This window comes from Maridesulfovibrio frigidus DSM 17176, from assembly GCF_000711735.1.
Taxonomy (GTDB): Bacteria; Desulfobacterota; Desulfovibrionia; order Desulfovibrionales; family Desulfovibrionaceae; genus Maridesulfovibrio; species Maridesulfovibrio frigidus.
The window spans coordinates 213,806-230,580 of record NZ_JONL01000003.1; the positions used below are offsets into that span (position 1 = coordinate 213,806).

The following is a 16,775-nucleotide window of genomic DNA, read 5'->3' on the forward strand; positions in this document are numbered from 1 at the left end:
CATGATTATCACAGCACAGGATTCCGCAACAGCTCAGGCAAGTGCTGAGGGTCAAGAGCTTCTAGGCTTCAAGAATAAGCTGAATTCGCTCAACGATAAAATATCAGGCGGAGAAAATGTTGAAGAAGGTCTTCGCAGTGCATGTAAGAAGTTCGAAGCTGTGTTCATGGGTAAGATCTGGCAGCAGATGCGTAAAGGTGTTCAGAAGTCCGGCTACCTCAAGAATAATTATGAAGAACAGTACACTTCAATGTTCGATAAAGATTTTTCCGAGAAGCTAGCTGATGGTGGCGGAATCGGATTAGGCGATATGCTTTACCAGCAGCTGAGATCTAAGCTTGATAGTGCAAGCAAGGCAACTTTGCCCGGAACAGGTAATTCCACTGGTCTTAAGACTCTTGATGAAGTTGGTCGCAAGGGAACAAAGGAAGGAGCCATAATCACCGCTAATGAAAATGTGGGCTTAAACGGACTTCCCGGAATACCTCTTCCAAAGCCGGGAATAGCTCTGGATGATACAGATTTTTCATTTGGTCAAAGAGTTGAAAGAAAAGTAGCTCGCCAAAATGGTAATTCTGATTCAGGGGCTGCAGTTGCAGCTGAAAATGGCTCGGTGCAGGAAGCAACCTTTTTTAGCAGACCAGAAGCTATGGCGAGAATTGAAAATTTAGCCCGAAGCATTGAACTTGAACACGATAAGAAAGTTTATGGGCAGGGTGTTACTGCTGATGTAATTGGTAAGAAACTTGCAGGAATGTAAATATAGGTTTTTATAGATTAAGATTTATTAATTGCAAGTAAAATTAAAACAGCTATTTAGCAGGCTGGAGGCATGAGATGATTAAGTACATACAGGAAAATGTTAGCAGGCAGTCCAAAGCTGTATTGTTGCTTTCCATGCTTCTTACGGAAGAATTTTCCTTACTTATGAAGAACGATCCACAAGGAGTAACCTCTGTGGAGATGGTAATTCAGGATCTTATGCGCCAGATTGCCTCTGAACGCATGTCACTGAGAGCTTTGGTTCAAAAAGTTGACCCTGCTGCTGGAAGATTGACAGATATTTTGCCGGCTCTTGCTGATGAACACAGAGTCAGGCTTGAAAAGCTTCTTCTAAAGATGGATGGACAGGAACAGACCTGTGCAGTTCAAGCTGCTAAGAATCAGCAACTTGCACAGGCTTTACTCGAACAGTCCTCTTCAATGCTCGATTTTCTGCATCGCGAAATAACCCCTAAGAGTCACAATGTTTATTCCGCTCGCGGCAGATACCAGAATGTAGCTCCTCCTGCTACGCTTATTAACGGGAGATTGTAATGTCTGGAGTGAATGCCCTTTTTAACTTGGGAAGCGGAGCACTATTTGCTTCGCAGTCCTCTATTCAAGTTACTGGTGATAACATCGCGAATGTTAACACTGAAGGGTATTCTCGTCGTAATGTGCGCCTTGAAGAAAGTATCAGCATTAATGGGATGCCCGGTCAGATCGGAACCGGAGTAAGAGCTGCTGAAGTTTACCGAAATTTTGATCAGTTTATTGAGAATAGCTACAACGATAAGGCAACTGACCGCGAACGCTGGGATACATTATATAATAACCTGCGTAGCGTTGAGAGTCTTTTCAACGAATCAAGCGGTTATGGAATTAACTCCAACCTGACTACATTTTTTAATGATTGGCAGGATCTTTCTCAGCGTCCGGATGACGCAGCTTCGCGTCAGCAGTTACTTGATGATTCAAGAAATATGATCAGTAGTATCAATGGTATGCAGGAAAATCTGGACCGTTATCAGTTGCAGGTTGAGGATTACATCCGGCAGGACGTTGGTGTCGCCAATGATTTGATAGAAAGAATTGCTGACCTCAATGGTCGTATCAATGTTGAACAGATTGATGGTCAGAATAATCCGAATGCTCTTTATGATGAAAGAGCGCGTCTAGTTCGCGAACTTACTGAAAAGATGGATACCACTACCCTTGATAACGGTAAGGGAGATATGACAATTCTGACCAAGGCTGGTCAGACTCTTGTTGATGGCGATAGGGCTTTTAGTCTTTCTTATGATGGCCCTAGCAGCCAGAATAACCTTACTCCTGAATCCAATTTTGACGGTAAAGCATATTTCGAAGGTGAAAGCGCATTTGAATATACTCTTGATGTTGTTGATAATGGCATGGGAGTTAGTTCCGGTGCCGGAGCTGCCTCGTTTAGAGTATCCCTTGATGGCGGCACAACATGGCTTAAGGATTCCGATGGTAACACAAGGACATTTCTTGCTCGTGGTGAAGATAACGCCATCCAGGTGGATGATCTTAAGATATGGTTTGGAGAAACAGGCGATGAAAGTACCTCTCCTGTAAATGATTTCAGCAAAGGTGATAGATTCACAATTGTTCCGAAGAGCGCGCTCTACTGGGTGAAGAATACTTCAACAAAAGAGAATATCACTCCGCAGACATCCTTCACTGGACAAGATGATTCGAGAAGGCTGAGTGGCGGGACTTTGACAGGCTTGTTTTCTTTTAGAGATCAGCATGTTGGTGAATATAAGGCCCGCATGGATTCCATGGCCAATGAGATGACTTGGCAGACAAATAGAATTCATTCGCAGGGATCAGGTCTTAAGGCTCATACATCAATGGCCGGAACATATTCGGTTTCAACCGATGATACTGCTCTTGGAAGCGGTTCCTCGGGATTGCCTTTTGCTGACAGACTGGAATCTGGGAATTCCATGATGTACTTTTATGATTCAGTCACTGGAGATTTAGCTTCCGGTGCATCATACGGAACAATTAATTTTAGCAGCATTGTTCCTCCCGGGATTGAAAGTTTTGATCCTGATCAGCACTCACTGAATGATGTCGTTACTGCGATTAATGATTCTTTTGGTACCTATGTGGATGCCTCAGTCATTAATCATAAGATACAGATTGATGCTAATGACGGGTATGAATTTCAGATGGGAACTGACACTTCGGGGTTATTTGCCGGACTTGGTTTGAATACCTTTTTTGCAGGATATGGTGCAGCAGATCTGACACTTAATCCCTCAATTAATGGTGATGCCAGTTATATTAATGCCGGACATGTTAATGGCGCAGGCGAGGCTAACGCTGGAGATAATACCTCTGCGCTCAGCATTAAAGAGATGGCTCAGGGAGATGTAACCATTACAACTCCATTTGATGGAACCACTACTCAGACTTTGATTGAGTATTATGATTCAACCGTCTCCGCAGTGGGAGCGGATACTGGCAACGCAAAATTTAATTATAATTTTCAGGAAACGCTGGCTTCTGACCTCAATCAAAGGCAGCAGGAAGTTTCAGGTGTTAATATTGATGAAGAAATGAGTAACCTTATTAAATTCCAGCATTCATACACTGCTGCAGCAAAGCTGATTACAACCGCTGACCAGATGCTTCAGACCATATTAGGACTGAAGAATTAAAGTGGCGTTACTAATGAACAGGGTTAACGGAGAAAGGTTATGAGAGTATCGCAACAAATGCTTTTCGGCACTTACGTGTCTAATATGAACAGGTCGCTCACGGATCTGGTCGAGAGCAATATTCAGGCTCAGACTCAGAAGAAGGTAAATAAGCCTTCTGATGATCCTGTTGGCATGGCGCGTATTCTTAACCACCGTGAAACTCTTGCAACTGTAAAGCAGTACCGCACCAATATTGATACAGCCAAAGGATGGCTCAATCTTTCTGACAATACGCTCATTCAGTCTTCAACAATCGTGACCAGAGCTAAGGAGCTTGCCGAGCAGGCCGCTTCTGGAACAATTACCGCAGACAATAGAGAGCAGATTAGTTATGAAGCTCGTCAGCTTTTTCAGCAGCTCATATCTCTGGCAAATACGGAGTACGAAGGTAAGAGTATTTACGCAGGGCATAAGGTTGATCAGAATGCTTTTAATGAAACTCTATGGATGACAACTAACGATTCCGCTGTTTCATCTCAGCAGTTCAGCATTCAGGGAAATACTGATCGGACTATTGTAGTACAATTTTTAGATTCCGGAGATGTCGGAGCACAGGATCTTGATTATCGCTATTCAAAGGATGGCGGAACTACTTTTATAACTAAGACTCTTGCTACCGGTGCGAATACTTTAGATTTTGACGGCGTAACGATGGATCTCGAAGCCGGGACCACTGTTCGTGCTAACTCTGCAGCCAACACCAATGATTCTACTGGAACATGGATGTGGGTTAGGCCGGGCGCTGAGTATATGGGCGATGATGAAGATGCTGTGAACGTTGTTGGGATGAACTCTCCACTTGGCGGTGGCAGAACCAATGCGGAAGGCGTTTTCTCTGGCGATGTGGTTGTCCGCATAGATTCTACTGGCGGACTTCAATCCAACATTAGTTATTCCTTCAGTCAGGATGGAGGAACTAATTGGGTTGAGGGTAATGTGAAAACTGCTGATGGAGTAGCTTCAAATGCTGTTTTGAGCATTCCCGGCGGAATTTTGACAATTTTTTCTAATGCTGGAGCTGGCGGAACTAATATACTCAGCTCAAATGATCAGTTCATAGTAAGGCCTGACACTGCTGCAATAAACGTCCAGATTCAGGAAAATGAATACGTTAAGATCAATGACGTTGGTAAAGATATTTTTGGTGGAGTCTATGAGGCTCCGGGGCAGTCAAATGCCAGTGCTGTGTTTAATAACAACAGTATGCTTACCGGTAGTAATTCCAAGGCTTCGCAGAACCTTCTTGAAACAATGGGTAATCTGGTTGCGTTTCTTGAAACGAACAATCAGTCCGGCGTGCAGGAGTGTTTGGACAGCCTTAACAAGTCTCAAGAACTTTTGCTCACAAGGGTTGCTGATGTGGGTGGTAGGGAAAACAGGCTTGCTGTGGCTGACAATATTCTCTCCGGTCTGCAGATGAACGAAAGTGAGCGAATCTCTCACATTGAAGATATTGATGTTGGTGAGCTTATGACCAAGTTGACCCAGCAGCAAATTGTATACGAAGCTGTTCTCAAGAGCTCTTCGATGATTATGAAGATGAATCTTTTGAACTATGTATAAGCAAAATTTTAAAGTCTTGTCCGTATAATGCTTGCCCGTAACGGTAATGATGCGGTATGAGATTTTTAGTGAACGGAAAAGTTTGCTGAGGTGGCGGATGTTTTCATGGAAGAAAAAACAATCCAATATGGATTACTTACACACAAGAGAATATGCTGATTCTGACTCGGAGACCGGGCGAAGCTCTTTACCTAGATGACAATATAAAGATTACGGTATTAAGTGTTCAGGGCCGGCAGGTTAAGCTGGGCCTAGAGATACCGCAAGAAACTACTGTCTATAGGGAAGAGGTTTACCTCAAAATTAAAGAACAGAACCGTATGGCGCTTGAAAACAGACAGCAGGACCTCTTTGCTGCGACCGAATTATGGCAAAAGAAAGAAAAAAAATAATCAGGACTCGACTTGGAGAAAGAGAGATCGCTGACGAATCGATCATCTACTTTTCCCGTGGTCTAATCGGTTTTGACGATAAAAGAGATTTCACTCTGATTCAAATCAGAGATGATTCTCCTTTTTTATTGTTGCAGAGTATTGAGGACCCAGGGTTAGGCCTGCTCGTCGTCGACCCGTACAGCTTTATGGATGAATATGAAGTTAGACTGAGTGATGCTGAAAAAAGAGTCCTCAGGCTTGAAAATGTTCGTCAATTAGGCGTGTTAGTAACTGTAACAATTCCTCCGGGAAGACCGGATGAAACAACTTTGAATCTGGGTGGTCCTATCGTGATCAACTCGGAAGCGCGTCGAGGTATGCAGGTTCCTCAAGTGGATTCTAAATATCCCACGCACTTTCGCCCGGCAGACGATGAATCCCGTTAGGGGCGTTGCCGGGTTGTACGGCGGGTATTAGTTACCCGTTTATAAAGCTCAGTTCTATCTTTACGGTGAGACTCTTTTTGAGTTTCACCGTTTTCTTTTGTGTTTTTTTCTTTTAGCGCAAGAAATCTACTTCGTCGCGGACAAGGTTCATAGCCGTCTTGCGGATATCCGGCTTATAGGTTCCAGCGCGAACCTGATCTCTAAGCTCATTTACCTTCTGCTCTCTAGTATCCGGGCTGTTTGCAGCAGTCTGCCTGGCTGTGCCAAGTAGCTTTGCCTGCGACGAAACATTAACCACGTCACTAGTCGGCGCAGAGGTTGAACTCTGTGACTGAGCCTTATCTGTAGTGTTCGTTACCCGACTCTCAGAGTATGTTTTGAGGGGGGTATTGTTAAACTGATTGATTTTCATAATCCCCTCCGGGATTGCCAAATGTTGTTATTAGCGTGTTGTTATAAAGCATTAATTTAGAGCATCGTCCTGTCTACCTTTTCGAGAGTTATTTCCCATAGCCTATTCATGACTTGAGACTTTTCTTCGTTAGGTAGGTCTACAATTCCACTAGTGGTCTCTTTAATCACTTGAATATCACTTCCGTCAAGTGGGTATTCAAATAAGTACTTTTCGCCAAAATCTAACTCTAGCTGTTCTAGTATATCGGACACTACTGGGTTTTCATTACCCGAAACAATCAGATTTTCGATAATTTCTCTAGAAATCTTTTCTACAAGCTCGCGACGCCTTGCCTGCCTTGAAATAGTGACAACGTCAACGGACTCGCTCATCTTCAGGGCTCTCCTGAATCTGGCTAGTCTCTTGGCGCTAGTCAACTGCTTACCATAGGTTCGCAGCATATTTCTTATTTCGGCAGGGTTGTTTGCCATTTCTTGTACTCCTTCTTATTACCCTTATCGGCACGTTTATTGGTATACTTTAGGGTAATTATGTAAAAAAAAGGAATTAAAAAAAGAGGATAAAATAGAGTGTGTTGTCGTGAGTATGGAGTGTTTAAAAGTATTAACTGTAAAAATTAAGGCCCAAAAAATTAATAATATTTAGTCTTAAAGGTCGTCACAGATTTGCGGAAAACAGTGACGGAATGTTGGCTCGTTACTCATATAATACACTCCTAGTGTCAAGGAAAACAGAGCTAAAATTCACTAAGTGTCTTTCGTTTGGCAATTAACATTCATTTGGGCCTAATTAAACGAAAGCTTAAGGTTGAATCTTAAGCCTCTTTCTACTAGGTAATAGTCTATGTCAGACAGTCATGGTTCAGTACTTATAGTAACAAAGGCCGGAGGGGGCGCTGCTGCCGAACTTGGAATAACTATTTCAAGGTGGCTTGCTGCGCGTGGTGTACAATCTGTTACCGTTGAGCATCCGGCGCCTCCTGCTCATGTAAAGCTTCTCGAGTATCGGGAAAATTGCTCTCTTGTTCTCGTGTTAGGCGGGGATGGAACCTTCATCAGTACCGCTGGAGTCGTAATAGATTGGAAAATTCCTGTTCTTGGTATTAATCATGGCAGGGTCGGTTTTTTAGCTGAAGTTTCGCCTGACGACTGGGAAGTTGCTCTTGAGAATTTTTTCAGCAACGATCTTGATATTTCGCATCGGCTTGTATTTCATTATGAAGTACAGTCCGGCAATGCAATTGTAGCTAAAGGTGTTGCTGTAAATGATCTGGTTATTTCTCGCGGAGTAGTTGCACGTATTATTTCTTTCGATATAGGGCAGAAGGGGCAATGGATCAAACATATCCGTGCTGACGGGGTTATCATTTCAACTCCGACGGGATCTACTGCATACAATGTTTCCGCGGGGGGCCCTCTCGTACATCCTGAACTTCCTGTAATGTGCCTCACTCCCGTCTGTCCTTTCTTAAATGGTATAAGACCAATGGTTTTGCCTGCTGAAAGACCTCTTACCATTGAAATTTCCGAATCCAGCGGTGATGTGTATATAACCGAGGATGGTAGAGCTCCCTATCCGCTTAGCACCGGGTATCGCATAACTGTGAAACGACATGAAAACGACCTGTTGCTGGCTCGCATTAGCAGTAATACATTTTTTGAAAAGCTCAGAAGCAAAGGTTTTCTTACAGAGTAATGGAGCGCGTATATGGTAATGGCACTTGATTTTACATCGATTAAAGACGTTCGTTATGGGAAAGATCCTGCGGTAGATGCGTGGCTGCTTCATTTTATGACAGCGAATCATCTTGCAAGTTTTATCGATCCTATAAAAAATGCTTCCCCTGAACAGCTCCGGTTCATGGTTTCCATGGATGATGATCAGGTTTTTGCGCCTTGTTCCGATTGGCTGTTTAACAGACTGGTTACACCTGGTCTTGCATCTGACTTGTTGCAGGAATACATTTACGTCTGGAAAATACTTATCAAGCTGGTTCGCACCCATGTTTCAGACCGCTATCAGCGCAAACTGATTTTGAACCTTTGTCGCCATAAATTTAAACAGGCCATCGATGCATCGACTCTGATTCCGTGTCGCCTGCTCAAAGGTATGGTTACAATTTTTCTTTCCCAAAGCGGCCTTGATGATCCATACCTTAATCGTAAAAATATTCTGACCAGCAGAGGAAAAGCATACACTAAGAGTGACTTCTTCAAGAGATCAATGGAGTCATGTCCTTACCCTGCTCTGCATTGTGATTGCTTAGAAGATATGCGCTTTGAACTGGATATGATTGAGCTTGAAAGGATCTTTAGATTATCAACTCTGCCGGATATTTGGTGTTCAGATATTTTTTCAGGGGATCTTACTCGCTATTCAACGTGTTTTTCCAAAGATAAAGTCGATTTTTCAAGCGTGATAGATATTTTCAGTCAAAATAGATCCGGGCTCAAAATTTTATTTATACCAGATGAGTCGGGCGGCTTAATGGCTGACTTTTTGATGGTAAAGTCTCTGCTCAGACAGGGGCACAGTGTAATCATGGCTCTTAAAGAAGGATTCTCTTTTGATTCTCCTACTTTCTGGGACAGTGAAAATGATCCTGTGCTTGCTGAGGCATTGAAAGGTGCCTATTTCATGACGGATGACAGGGTTTCCAAAAATGATCTCCTTGCTACATTACGCAAAAATCCTCTGGTGATCATCTCAGATGGAACTAGAGAGAGGCTTAATTTAATTCGGTGTAGTGTTACTTTTGCAAGAGCATGGAAAGAGTCTGATTTAATTCTCGCGAAGGGTTGGGAGAATCGTCGCAGGCTTATTAAAAATACACATCTTTTCACTCGTGATGTGCTGTGTTTCCATCGTAATTTAGATGGTAAGTTCAAACTTGATTTTAAAGCTAAATCGCCTTCCGCTCATCAATTTAGTGAATCTGACATCTCAGCCAAGGCTGATGAGATTATCACCGAGATGCAACAGGCTAGAGCGGAAAGAAAGGCTGTAATGTTTTACAGTGCGGTCGTTGGAAGTATTCCGGGGCAGGTTGATGTTGCCATTGAACTTTTGATGACATTTGTGACTGACCTTCGGGATCGCCTTGAAGATACATATATAATAAACCCCGCAGAACATTTCGAAGAGGGAATGGATGCGGATGATCTTATGTTTATGTGGGAGAAGGTTCAGCGTAGCGGATTAATCTCCATTTGGAGATTCCAGACTTACGCTGATATTGAAAGGAGTTTTGAACTGATGGGTAAGAAAGTTCCGCCGGTATGGGTCGGTAAAGATGCAACGTATTCTACCGGTTGTACTAAGGAAATGCACATTGCTCAGGATGTTCAGCTCGGTTATCGGGAATTACAAATTATCGGGCCGAGTGCTGATAAGTTTTTACGCAGACGTGAATATGGAGTTGGCAGATTTAGTGACGTAGTCATTGAGCCGTAAAATAAATGATTAAATTAACTCCTTTCATTAAAACGCTGTTAATTGTCTGTGCCCTTTCGTTTTTGGCCTGCGGGTGTGCAACTAAAATACCAAGCGTGGGCAAGAAAAAATATTCCAGAACTAAGCCTAAAACATGGAAAAGCAAACGCGCAAAAGATAATTTTGTTGCGTCTGGACCTGTTAAATATTCTCTACTTCCTTCTTCTTCGTCGGAACTTGCTGCGCGAAGAATAGATATTCGCTCTCAGGGGATGAAGTCATGGAAACAGTTAGGTCCGCAGATCAGACGATCTATTGAATATGCCCGCAGAAATCCGTCCGGAGGATTGGCTCTTAAGAGAAATGAACTTCGGCTAACGTGGGGCCAGCTTCGTAAATCTCTTGAAGATTTAGAACGTTTGCTACCTCGTTTAGATAAGAATCCAGAGCTGCTTGGAAAATATTTTGTGTGGTATGAGCTTCAGTCCGGCGCGGAAATGACAGGTTATTATACTCCGGTTATTGAAGCTAGTTTGACGAAGAGAGGGGCGTATAAATATCCTGTTTATCGTGTACCGCCGGATTTGCGTAAAGCACGTCCCGGTCAGACGCATCCGTGGTCCGAACAATTACGCAAAGCTTATAGGGTTGAAAACGGGAAGATTCTTCCGTATCATTCCCGCCGTGATATTGATGTAAAGAAAGTTTTATCGGGTCGCGGACTTGAAGTTGCTTGGTTTAAAGATCCCGTGGACCTGTTCTATATGCATGTTCAGGGGGGCGGAGTGTTGCGTTTGCCGGACGGCAGATTGCGTACTGCGGTTTTCAGCGGGACTAATGGACTTTCCTTTAAAGGGCTTGGACAAATCATGCTCAACAAAGGGATATTGAAAAGAAGCCAGCTGTCTCGTGCAAAAATTAAGAACTATCTTCTAAGTCATCCTGACAAAATGTGGGAAATAATGGCTTCGAATAAGAGTTACATATTTTTTAAGATAACTCGCGGAGAGCCTTTAGGTGCGACAGGAAAACCTTTGCTGTCTATGGTGAGTCTTGCTTCTGATCCGCAGTTGATTCCTTTGGGCTCGATTGTTTCATTTCGCACCGATATTTATCCTAAAGAAGGGCAGCCTTCGCGCAGGGTAAATGGAATCGGGCTTGCTCAGGATACAGGTAAAGCGATTCGCGGGGCGCGGCTTGACTACTATATAGGTACTGGAAATGAGTTTAAGTATACGGCTCATCATTTGAAAAAGAAAATTCCCGTGTCGCTGTTGATCAGTCGGGCAGCACTAAGAAGATAATATCAGGATAATTCCTGTTTAATAAATAATTGTAAGGAGCGGTATATGGTCCAGTTTGAAACAGTTATCGGGCTTGAGGTTCATGCTCAGCTTAAGACTAATACGAAGATATTTTGTGGTTGTTCCACTCAGTTTGGTAAAGAACCGAATGAGAATGTGTGTGAAGTCTGTTCGGGTATGCCCGGTGTGCTTCCTGTTCTGAATGAAAAAGTTATGGAATACGCAGCCAAAATGGGGCTTGCTACTAACTGCATCATAAATCAGAAATCAATTTTTGCTCGTAAAAACTATTTTTATCCTGACCTTCCGAAAGGGTATCAGATTTCCCAGTTTGAATTGCCCATATGCGAGCACGGACATCTTGATATTTCTTATGAAGATAAATCAGGTGAGCCTTGTAAAAAACGCATTGGCGTTACCCGTATCCATATGGAAGAAGATGCAGGTAAGAATATTCACTCTGTTGCTGAAAATGCAAGTTTTGTTGATCTTAACCGCACAGGCGTTCCGCTTATTGAAATAGTAAGTGAGCCCGATATGCGTAATGCTGAAGAAGCTGTTGCTTACCTTAAATCATTGCGCAGTATTCTGCTTTACCTCGATATTTGTGACGGTAACCTTGAAGAAGGTTCTTTCCGTTGCGATGTTAATATTTCTGTCCGTCCATTCGGTCAGGAAGAGTTCGGCACCCGTGCGGAACTTAAAAATATCAACTCGTTTAGAAATGTTCATAAAGCTATTCATTATGAAGTGGCTCGCCAGATCGACCTTATTGAAGACGGCGAAAAAATTATTCAGGAAACACGCCTTTACGATGCTGACAAGGGAACCACTCATTCCATGCGCGGCAAAGCTGATGCTCATGATTACCGCTATTTTCCAGATCCAGACTTAGTTCCTCTGGTCATTGCGGATGAATGGCTTGCCGAGTGGCAGGCTGCGCAGCCTGAACTTCCAGCTGAACGCAAAGTTCGCTTTGAAGAAGATTTTAAGATCAGCGAAGACGATGCTGGACTGCTTACCGCCGAAAAAGATATTGCCGATTATTATGAAGCTGTTCTTGATTCATACAACGAGCCTAAAAAGGTTGTGAACTGGATCAAAGGCGATTTCATGAGAGAATTGAATCAGTCTGAAGTTGGTCTTTCCGAGTGTAAATTTAAGCCTGAAATGATGGCAAAGCTCGTTGAAATGGTCGATAAAGACGTTATTAGTAATAAAATTGGTAAAGATATTTTCAATGAAATTTTCACCGCAGGGCTTGATCCTGCTAAGTTTGTAAAGGATAAGGGGCTGGAACAGAATTCTGATTCCTCCAGCCTTGAAGCCGCAGTAGACAAAGTGCTTGCGGATAATCCAACTGAAGTTGAGGCGTACAAGGGCGGCAAAAAGAAATTGGTTAGCTTCTTCATGGGACAAGTCATGAAAGAGACCAAAGGTCAGGCCAATCCCGGCATTGTCAGTAAAATGATTCAGCAGAAACTTTCGTAATTAAAAGGAAATATAATGACCGAACATATTCAATATTCAGCAGAAAAAGACGCTCTAGTACTTCTTGATCAGCGCTACCTGCCTACTCGCGAAGATTGGTTTGACTGCAAAACAACTGACGATATCGTCGAGGCCCTTGTGGTCATGGTTGTTCGCGGCGCACCTGCTATCGGCGTAACAGCGGCTTACGGATGTTACCTTGCTGGGCGCGAAGTTGCAGGTCGTGATGACTGGAAAAAAGCTCTCGAAACAAATCTTGATAAAATCGAAAATGCACGTCCAACAGCAGTAAATCTGCGCTGGGCTGTTCGTGAAATGAGAGGGATTTGGAAAGAAGCTGGCGATATTTCTTTAGATGACCTTTGTTCTACTTGGCTTGCGCGCGCCAAGGTTATCCATGTTGACGATATTCGCATGTGCGAAGATATCGGTAAATTTGGCGGAGCACTAATCGATGACGGTGATACAGTAATGACTCATTGTAATGCTGGTGCTCTTGCTACTGCCGGATACGGTACAGCTTTAGGAGTTATCAGAGGCGCGATTGATCAGGGTAAAAAAGTTCAGGTCATCGCGAATGAAACTCGTCCTTTCCTACAGGGCGCAAGACTCACTGCATACGAACTTCACCGTGACGGTATTCCTGTAAAGGTTGCTTGTGATAACGCTTGTGCGCTGCTCATGAAAAAAGGGCTGGTACAGAAAGTTGTTGTCGGAGCTGACAGAATCACTGCTAATGGTGATGCTGTTAATAAAATAGGAACTTACGGAGTGGCCCTGCTTGCCAAAGAATTCGGCATTCCATTTTACGTGGCTGCTCCTGTTTACACCATTGATATCGAGACTCCTACAGGTGATGACGTTCCCATCGAGGACCGTACCCCGCGTGAGGTTACTCATGTTGGTGATACTAGAATTACCCCCGAAGGTGTGGAAGTATTTAATTTCGCTTTCGATCCGACTCCAAATGAGCTTATTGCTGGAATTGTTACAGAGAAGGGCGTTTTGAGGCCTCCTTATACTGAAGCAATTAAGAAGCTTTTCAGCTAGTACATATACATGATGCATGTGGATCAAATGGGGTAGATTATTCTTGTGAGCTCATTTTTTGTAATTATTTTTGTTTTGACTAATTGCAATTGGGGCTTTACAGAGTAAGACTCATTGTGCCATATGCCGCCATTGAGACACCAGAGACGGGAAGATGATGTCTTCCCGTCTTTTTTCAGTTATACTATTTTTTCGTAACACGCTTCATCTACGGTTTACGGTTTACACGTTATATTTTTTTTCAGGAGGCTGGCCATGTTGCCGACCATAGCACTTGTAGGACGTCCAAATGTTGGTAAGTCCACTATATTTAATAGGTTGTTGCGGAAGAAGAGAGCTCTGACTCATGATATGCCCGGGATTACCCGTGATCGTATCTATGATGAAGGTCACTACGAAGGCGTTAGATACGCTCTTGTAGATACCGGTGGACTCGTGATGGAAAGCGACAATGATTCCGAAGAATTTCAGGTGGATATCTTTGATCAAGCTCGAGAAGCTATTGAAGAAGCTCATGCCCTTTTATTAGTGGTGGATGGACGCCTCGGCATGACTCCTCTTGATGAGCAGGTCGCCGCTTACATTCGCCAGAGCAACAAACCTATCGTTGTTGTTGTAAATAAAGTTGATGGATCTGAACTTGAAGATCAGGCTTTATCCGAATTTCATTGTCTAGGTATGGAGATCATGCCTGTTTCTGCTGAGCACGGGTTCAATCTGGAAGCTTTGCGCGCTAAGGTTGCCGAGCTTGCCGAGAACACAGGGATTGTGCCTGAAGACGAAGAAGCAGATGATGAAAAGAAAGGCCTTAAGATTGCCATGCTCGGACGCCCTAATGCAGGTAAGTCCTCCATGGTTAATGCTTTGACTGGAGAAGAAAGAGTTATTGTCAGCGAGATTGCGGGAACTACCCGTGATAGTGTTGACGTTACTTTTGAGTCCGGTGGAAAGGTGTTTACTTTTGTAGATACTGCCGGAGTTCGTCGTAGAACCAATATTTCAAATCAACTCGAACGATTCAGTGTAGTTAGAGCTTTGAAGAGCAGCAAGAAGGCAGACGTCACCGTCATGGTGGTGGATGCGCTTGGTGGACTTACAAAGCAGGATAAAAGACTGATTGATTTTCTTGCGAAAGAGGCAACTCCATTTATCATCGCGGTAAATAAAGTTGATCTGGTTTCTTTAGAAGAACGCAATGAACTTCGCGCTGGCTTTGAAATGGCACTGAGAATAGCGAATCATGTTCCGGTTATTTATACTTCGTGTGTTACTAAGTCCGGCCTTGGCGGAATTCTTCCTCTTGCAGCTAAGCTTAAGAAAGAATGCTCTCTACGCGTTTCTACAGGGCCGCTTAATAGAATCATGAAAGAAGTTATTGAGAAGCATCAGCCGCCGGTTGTTAAGCGCAGAAGAGCTAAGTTTAAATACCTGACTCAAGCTGACGAAGAACCGCCGACCTTTATTTTCTTCATTAATGACGAAAGATTGATCAGGCCTACGTATCATCGTTTCCTTGAGAACAAGCTTAGAAAGATATTGAATGTTAAGATTGCTCCGCTCAACATCTACTTTAGATCGACTGCTAAAAATAAAGTAACGAGATAATAGTAGAAAAGGGTTGACAGCTGAGTGTATATTTCCTATTTAGACGCTCCTGAGCGGGTGAAACGCAAGTTGCAACACTCACTCAAGTGAATTGGAGAGGTGGCCGAGCACGGCTGAAGGCGCTCGCCTGCTAAGTGAGTATAGGGGTTAAACTCTATCCGGGGTTCGAATCCCCGCCTCTCCGCCACGAATGTTTAAAGAGCAGTTGAATTAATTCAACTGCTCTTTTTTTTTGTCTTTTAGGAATGCTATCTCCAGTCTTATTGTTCGTTAGCTATTTACCCGTTTGATTATGATTATTTTTATTTAAAATTGCTTGGTATAATTATAAGGTAATTCGGACGATTCTAGGCTTTTTGTTAAATAGTAGTGAGTTTATTTTCGAAAATGACTATTTTGCTTCAAGTTGTTACTTTAAATGCCGATTACTGTCTAAACAGTAGTAGTTACTATAAGTTTGCAATTCTTTTTATTTGTATTAGAGTTGTTTTAGATATTCTAGAATGATTAGAGAAGATTTGTATCTTCAAGAGGATAAATTTTGAATCAAGTCGGTGTGATAATAGTAGACGATCATGCATTGGTCAGAGAGGGACTTAAGACTATTCTTAAATATCAAGATGGTATTAACGTCTTGGGTATGGCTGAGAATGGCCTTGAGGCTGTCAGGCTTTGCAAACGGTTAAATCCCGATGTTGTGCTGATGGATTTGTCTATGCCAGTTAAAAGCGGTATTCAGGCTATTCAAGAGCTTGTTGGAGAAGGTAACTCTTTAAAATTTCTGGCACTGACGGCCCATGTTGATGCTGAACATGTTTTTTCTGCTCTTGATGCTGGTGCAAGCGGGTATGTTCTGAAGAACTCGACTAGCGAAGAGCTTGTGATGGCTATTAGGACTGTCATGGATGGTAAGGTTTATCTGGCTCCGGGGATATCTGGTGAGGTCGCAAAGGGATTCTTGCAAAAGGGGCGCGGTCAAAGCTGTCAGAAGCTAGATTCGCTGACCAAGCGGGAGAAGGAAATTTTGAAAAATATCCTCACTGGATATAAGAATCGCGAAATTGCTGAACTTCTGAATATCAGTGTTAAGACGGTAGAGAAGCATCGCGCCAACTTAATGAAAAAATTGGGCACGAAGTCAATCGCGGAACTAAGGGCATACGGAGAGAGAATTTCATCTCGCGGAATATTTTTGTAATTAGCTGCTTGGTTTTTACTTAATTTTATACACTTTTACCCTTATTTTACCTTTATTTTCAATATACTGTGCATGGTTTAAAGATAAATCAAATTTAAATCATTTTAATACTAAATAAAGGTTGACATTTAGAGCGATATCGACAATTTTCATTTTGCGTTTGGAGAGGTGGCAGAGTCCGGTTGAACGCGGTAGTCTTGAAAACTATTGAGGGTGTGAGCCCTCCGGGGGTTCGAATCCCTCCCTCTCCGCCATATTTCATATTCACTTCATGTCTGGAAGTGTCATAAGCCCTCAATATGAGGGCTTTTTTTTGTCTTTTGGTTGTCATGAATAGTCCTGAGTTGTCCTGATTGGGCATTTGTTTGGGCATAAAAAATGGTATAAAGTAATTTATACC

Annotated in this window: 15 protein-coding genes and 2 tRNA genes; 15 read left to right on the top strand and 2 right to left on the bottom strand. The window is 42.9% G+C overall.

Going from position 1 to position 16,775, the window contains the following annotated elements; all coding sequences use genetic code 11:
- Position 1 precedes the first annotated feature (1 nt).
- The 6 genes from BR06_RS0108290 to fliW all read left to right on the top strand — a co-directional run bounded on the left by BR06_RS0108290 (position 2) and on the right by fliW (position 5,880).
- Positions 2-760 carry a rod-binding protein gene (locus BR06_RS0108290; RefSeq protein ID WP_031482004.1) on the top strand — a complete coding sequence of 253 codons (759 nt, stop codon included), beginning with the start codon at positions 2-4 and terminating at the stop codon, positions 758-760.
- A 77-nt stretch (positions 761-837) separates the two neighbouring features.
- Positions 838-1,317, top strand: a complete 480-nt coding sequence (flgN, locus tag BR06_RS0108295; RefSeq protein ID WP_031482005.1) for a flagellar export chaperone FlgN — start codon at positions 838-840, stop codon at positions 1,315-1,317.
- Positions 1,317-3,455 (top strand): flagellar hook-associated protein FlgK, encoded by a 2,139-nt coding sequence (gene flgK, locus BR06_RS0108300; protein ID WP_031482006.1) that lies wholly within the window; start codon positions 1,317-1,319, stop codon positions 3,453-3,455. The genes flgN and flgK overlap by 1 nt, the downstream gene beginning before the upstream one ends.
- Before the next feature lie 39 nt (positions 3,456-3,494).
- Positions 3,495-5,060 carry a flagellar hook-associated protein FlgL gene (gene flgL, locus BR06_RS0108305; protein WP_031482007.1) on the top strand — a complete coding sequence of 522 codons (1,566 nt, stop codon included), beginning with the start codon at positions 3,495-3,497 and terminating at the stop codon, positions 5,058-5,060.
- 152 nt (positions 5,061-5,212) lie between these two features.
- Positions 5,213-5,452, top strand: a complete 240-nt coding sequence (gene csrA, locus BR06_RS0108310; RefSeq protein ID WP_031482008.1) for a carbon storage regulator CsrA — start codon at positions 5,213-5,215, stop codon at positions 5,450-5,452.
- Positions 5,428-5,880 carry a flagellar assembly protein FliW gene (gene fliW, locus BR06_RS0108315; RefSeq protein WP_031482009.1) on the top strand — a complete coding sequence of 151 codons (453 nt, stop codon included), beginning with the start codon at positions 5,428-5,430 and terminating at the stop codon, positions 5,878-5,880. The genes csrA and fliW overlap by 25 nt, the downstream gene beginning before the upstream one ends.
- A 112-nt stretch (positions 5,881-5,992) precedes the next feature.
- On the opposite strand, the gene flgM is transcribed toward fliW, so the two are convergent.
- On the bottom strand, positions 5,993-6,292 hold the full coding sequence (flgM, locus tag BR06_RS0108320) for a flagellar biosynthesis anti-sigma factor FlgM (protein WP_031482010.1): 300 nt from the start codon (positions 6,290-6,292) through the stop codon (positions 5,993-5,995).
- 56 nt (positions 6,293-6,348) lie between these two features.
- Positions 6,349-6,765 (bottom strand): DVU0524 family FlgM-associated protein, encoded by a 417-nt coding sequence (locus tag BR06_RS0108325; protein WP_031482011.1) that lies wholly within the window; start codon positions 6,763-6,765, stop codon positions 6,349-6,351.
- 373 nt (positions 6,766-7,138) lie between these two features.
- Between BR06_RS0108325 and BR06_RS0108330 the strand changes: the two genes are divergently transcribed.
- The 9 genes from BR06_RS0108330 to BR06_RS0108370 all read left to right on the top strand — a co-directional run bounded on the left by BR06_RS0108330 (position 7,139) and on the right by BR06_RS0108370 (position 16,629).
- Positions 7,139-7,990: an NAD(+)/NADH kinase gene (locus tag BR06_RS0108330; protein WP_031482012.1), complete on the top strand. Its 852-nt coding sequence runs from the start codon at positions 7,139-7,141 to the stop codon at positions 7,988-7,990.
- 12 nt (positions 7,991-8,002) lie between these two features.
- On the top strand, positions 8,003-9,748 hold the full coding sequence (locus BR06_RS0108335; protein WP_031482013.1) for a hypothetical protein: 1,746 nt from the start codon (positions 8,003-8,005) through the stop codon (positions 9,746-9,748).
- Between the two features lie 5 nt (positions 9,749-9,753).
- A complete protein-coding gene (locus tag BR06_RS0108340; RefSeq protein WP_031482014.1) occupies positions 9,754-11,031 on the top strand; it encodes an MltA domain-containing protein in 1,278 nt (425 codons plus the stop codon).
- 45 nt (positions 11,032-11,076) lie between these two features.
- Complete coding sequence (gene gatB / locus BR06_RS0108345) at positions 11,077-12,522, top strand: Asp-tRNA(Asn)/Glu-tRNA(Gln) amidotransferase subunit GatB (RefSeq protein ID WP_031482015.1); 1,446 nt, start codon at positions 11,077-11,079, stop codon at positions 12,520-12,522.
- A gap of 15 nt (positions 12,523-12,537) precedes the next feature.
- A complete protein-coding gene (mtnA, locus tag BR06_RS0108350; RefSeq protein WP_031482016.1) occupies positions 12,538-13,572 on the top strand; it encodes an S-methyl-5-thioribose-1-phosphate isomerase in 1,035 nt (344 codons plus the stop codon).
- Between the two features lie 255 nt (positions 13,573-13,827).
- Entirely contained in the window at positions 13,828-15,177 is a 1,350-nt protein-coding gene (gene der, locus BR06_RS0108355) for a ribosome biogenesis GTPase Der (protein WP_031482017.1), read from the top strand.
- 93 nt (positions 15,178-15,270) lie between these two features.
- A tRNA-Ser gene (locus BR06_RS0108360) sits at positions 15,271-15,364 on the top strand.
- A 354-nt stretch (positions 15,365-15,718) separates the two neighbouring features.
- Positions 15,719-16,375: a response regulator gene (locus BR06_RS0108365; protein ID WP_235727692.1), complete on the top strand. Its 657-nt coding sequence runs from the start codon at positions 15,719-15,721 to the stop codon at positions 16,373-16,375.
- Positions 16,376-16,537: 162 nt separating this feature from the next.
- A tRNA-Ser gene (locus BR06_RS0108370) sits at positions 16,538-16,629 on the top strand.
- The last annotated feature ends 146 nt before the right edge of the window (positions 16,630-16,775 follow it).

Bases quoted from the DNA above. Each gene is read 5' to 3' on its own strand.
- BR06_RS0108290 (WP_031482004.1), top strand. From the start codon at position 2: ATGATTATCACAGCACAGGATTCCGCAACAGCTCAGGCAAGTGCTGAG.
- flgN (WP_031482005.1), top strand. From the start codon at position 838: ATGATTAAGTACATACAGGAAAATGTTAGCAGGCAGTCCAAAGCTGTA.
- flgK (WP_031482006.1), top strand. From the start codon at position 1,317: ATGTCTGGAGTGAATGCCCTTTTTAACTTGGGAAGCGGAGCACTATTT.
- flgL (WP_031482007.1), top strand. From the start codon at position 3,495: ATGAGAGTATCGCAACAAATGCTTTTCGGCACTTACGTGTCTAATATG.
- csrA (WP_031482008.1), top strand. From the start codon at position 5,213: ATGCTGATTCTGACTCGGAGACCGGGCGAAGCTCTTTACCTAGATGAC.
- fliW (WP_031482009.1), top strand. From the start codon at position 5,428: ATGGCAAAAGAAAGAAAAAAAATAATCAGGACTCGACTTGGAGAAAGA.
- flgM (WP_031482010.1), bottom strand. From the start codon at position 6,292: ATGAAAATCAATCAGTTTAACAATACCCCCCTCAAAACATACTCTGAG.
- BR06_RS0108325 (WP_031482011.1), bottom strand. From the start codon at position 6,765: ATGGCAAACAACCCTGCCGAAATAAGAAATATGCTGCGAACCTATGGT.
- BR06_RS0108330 (WP_031482012.1), top strand. From the start codon at position 7,139: ATGTCAGACAGTCATGGTTCAGTACTTATAGTAACAAAGGCCGGAGGG.
- BR06_RS0108335 (WP_031482013.1), top strand. From the start codon at position 8,003: ATGGTAATGGCACTTGATTTTACATCGATTAAAGACGTTCGTTATGGG.
- BR06_RS0108340 (WP_031482014.1), top strand. From the start codon at position 9,754: ATGATTAAATTAACTCCTTTCATTAAAACGCTGTTAATTGTCTGTGCC.
- gatB (WP_031482015.1), top strand. From the start codon at position 11,077: ATGGTCCAGTTTGAAACAGTTATCGGGCTTGAGGTTCATGCTCAGCTT.
- mtnA (WP_031482016.1), top strand. From the start codon at position 12,538: ATGACCGAACATATTCAATATTCAGCAGAAAAAGACGCTCTAGTACTT.
- der (WP_031482017.1), top strand. From the start codon at position 13,828: ATGTTGCCGACCATAGCACTTGTAGGACGTCCAAATGTTGGTAAGTCC.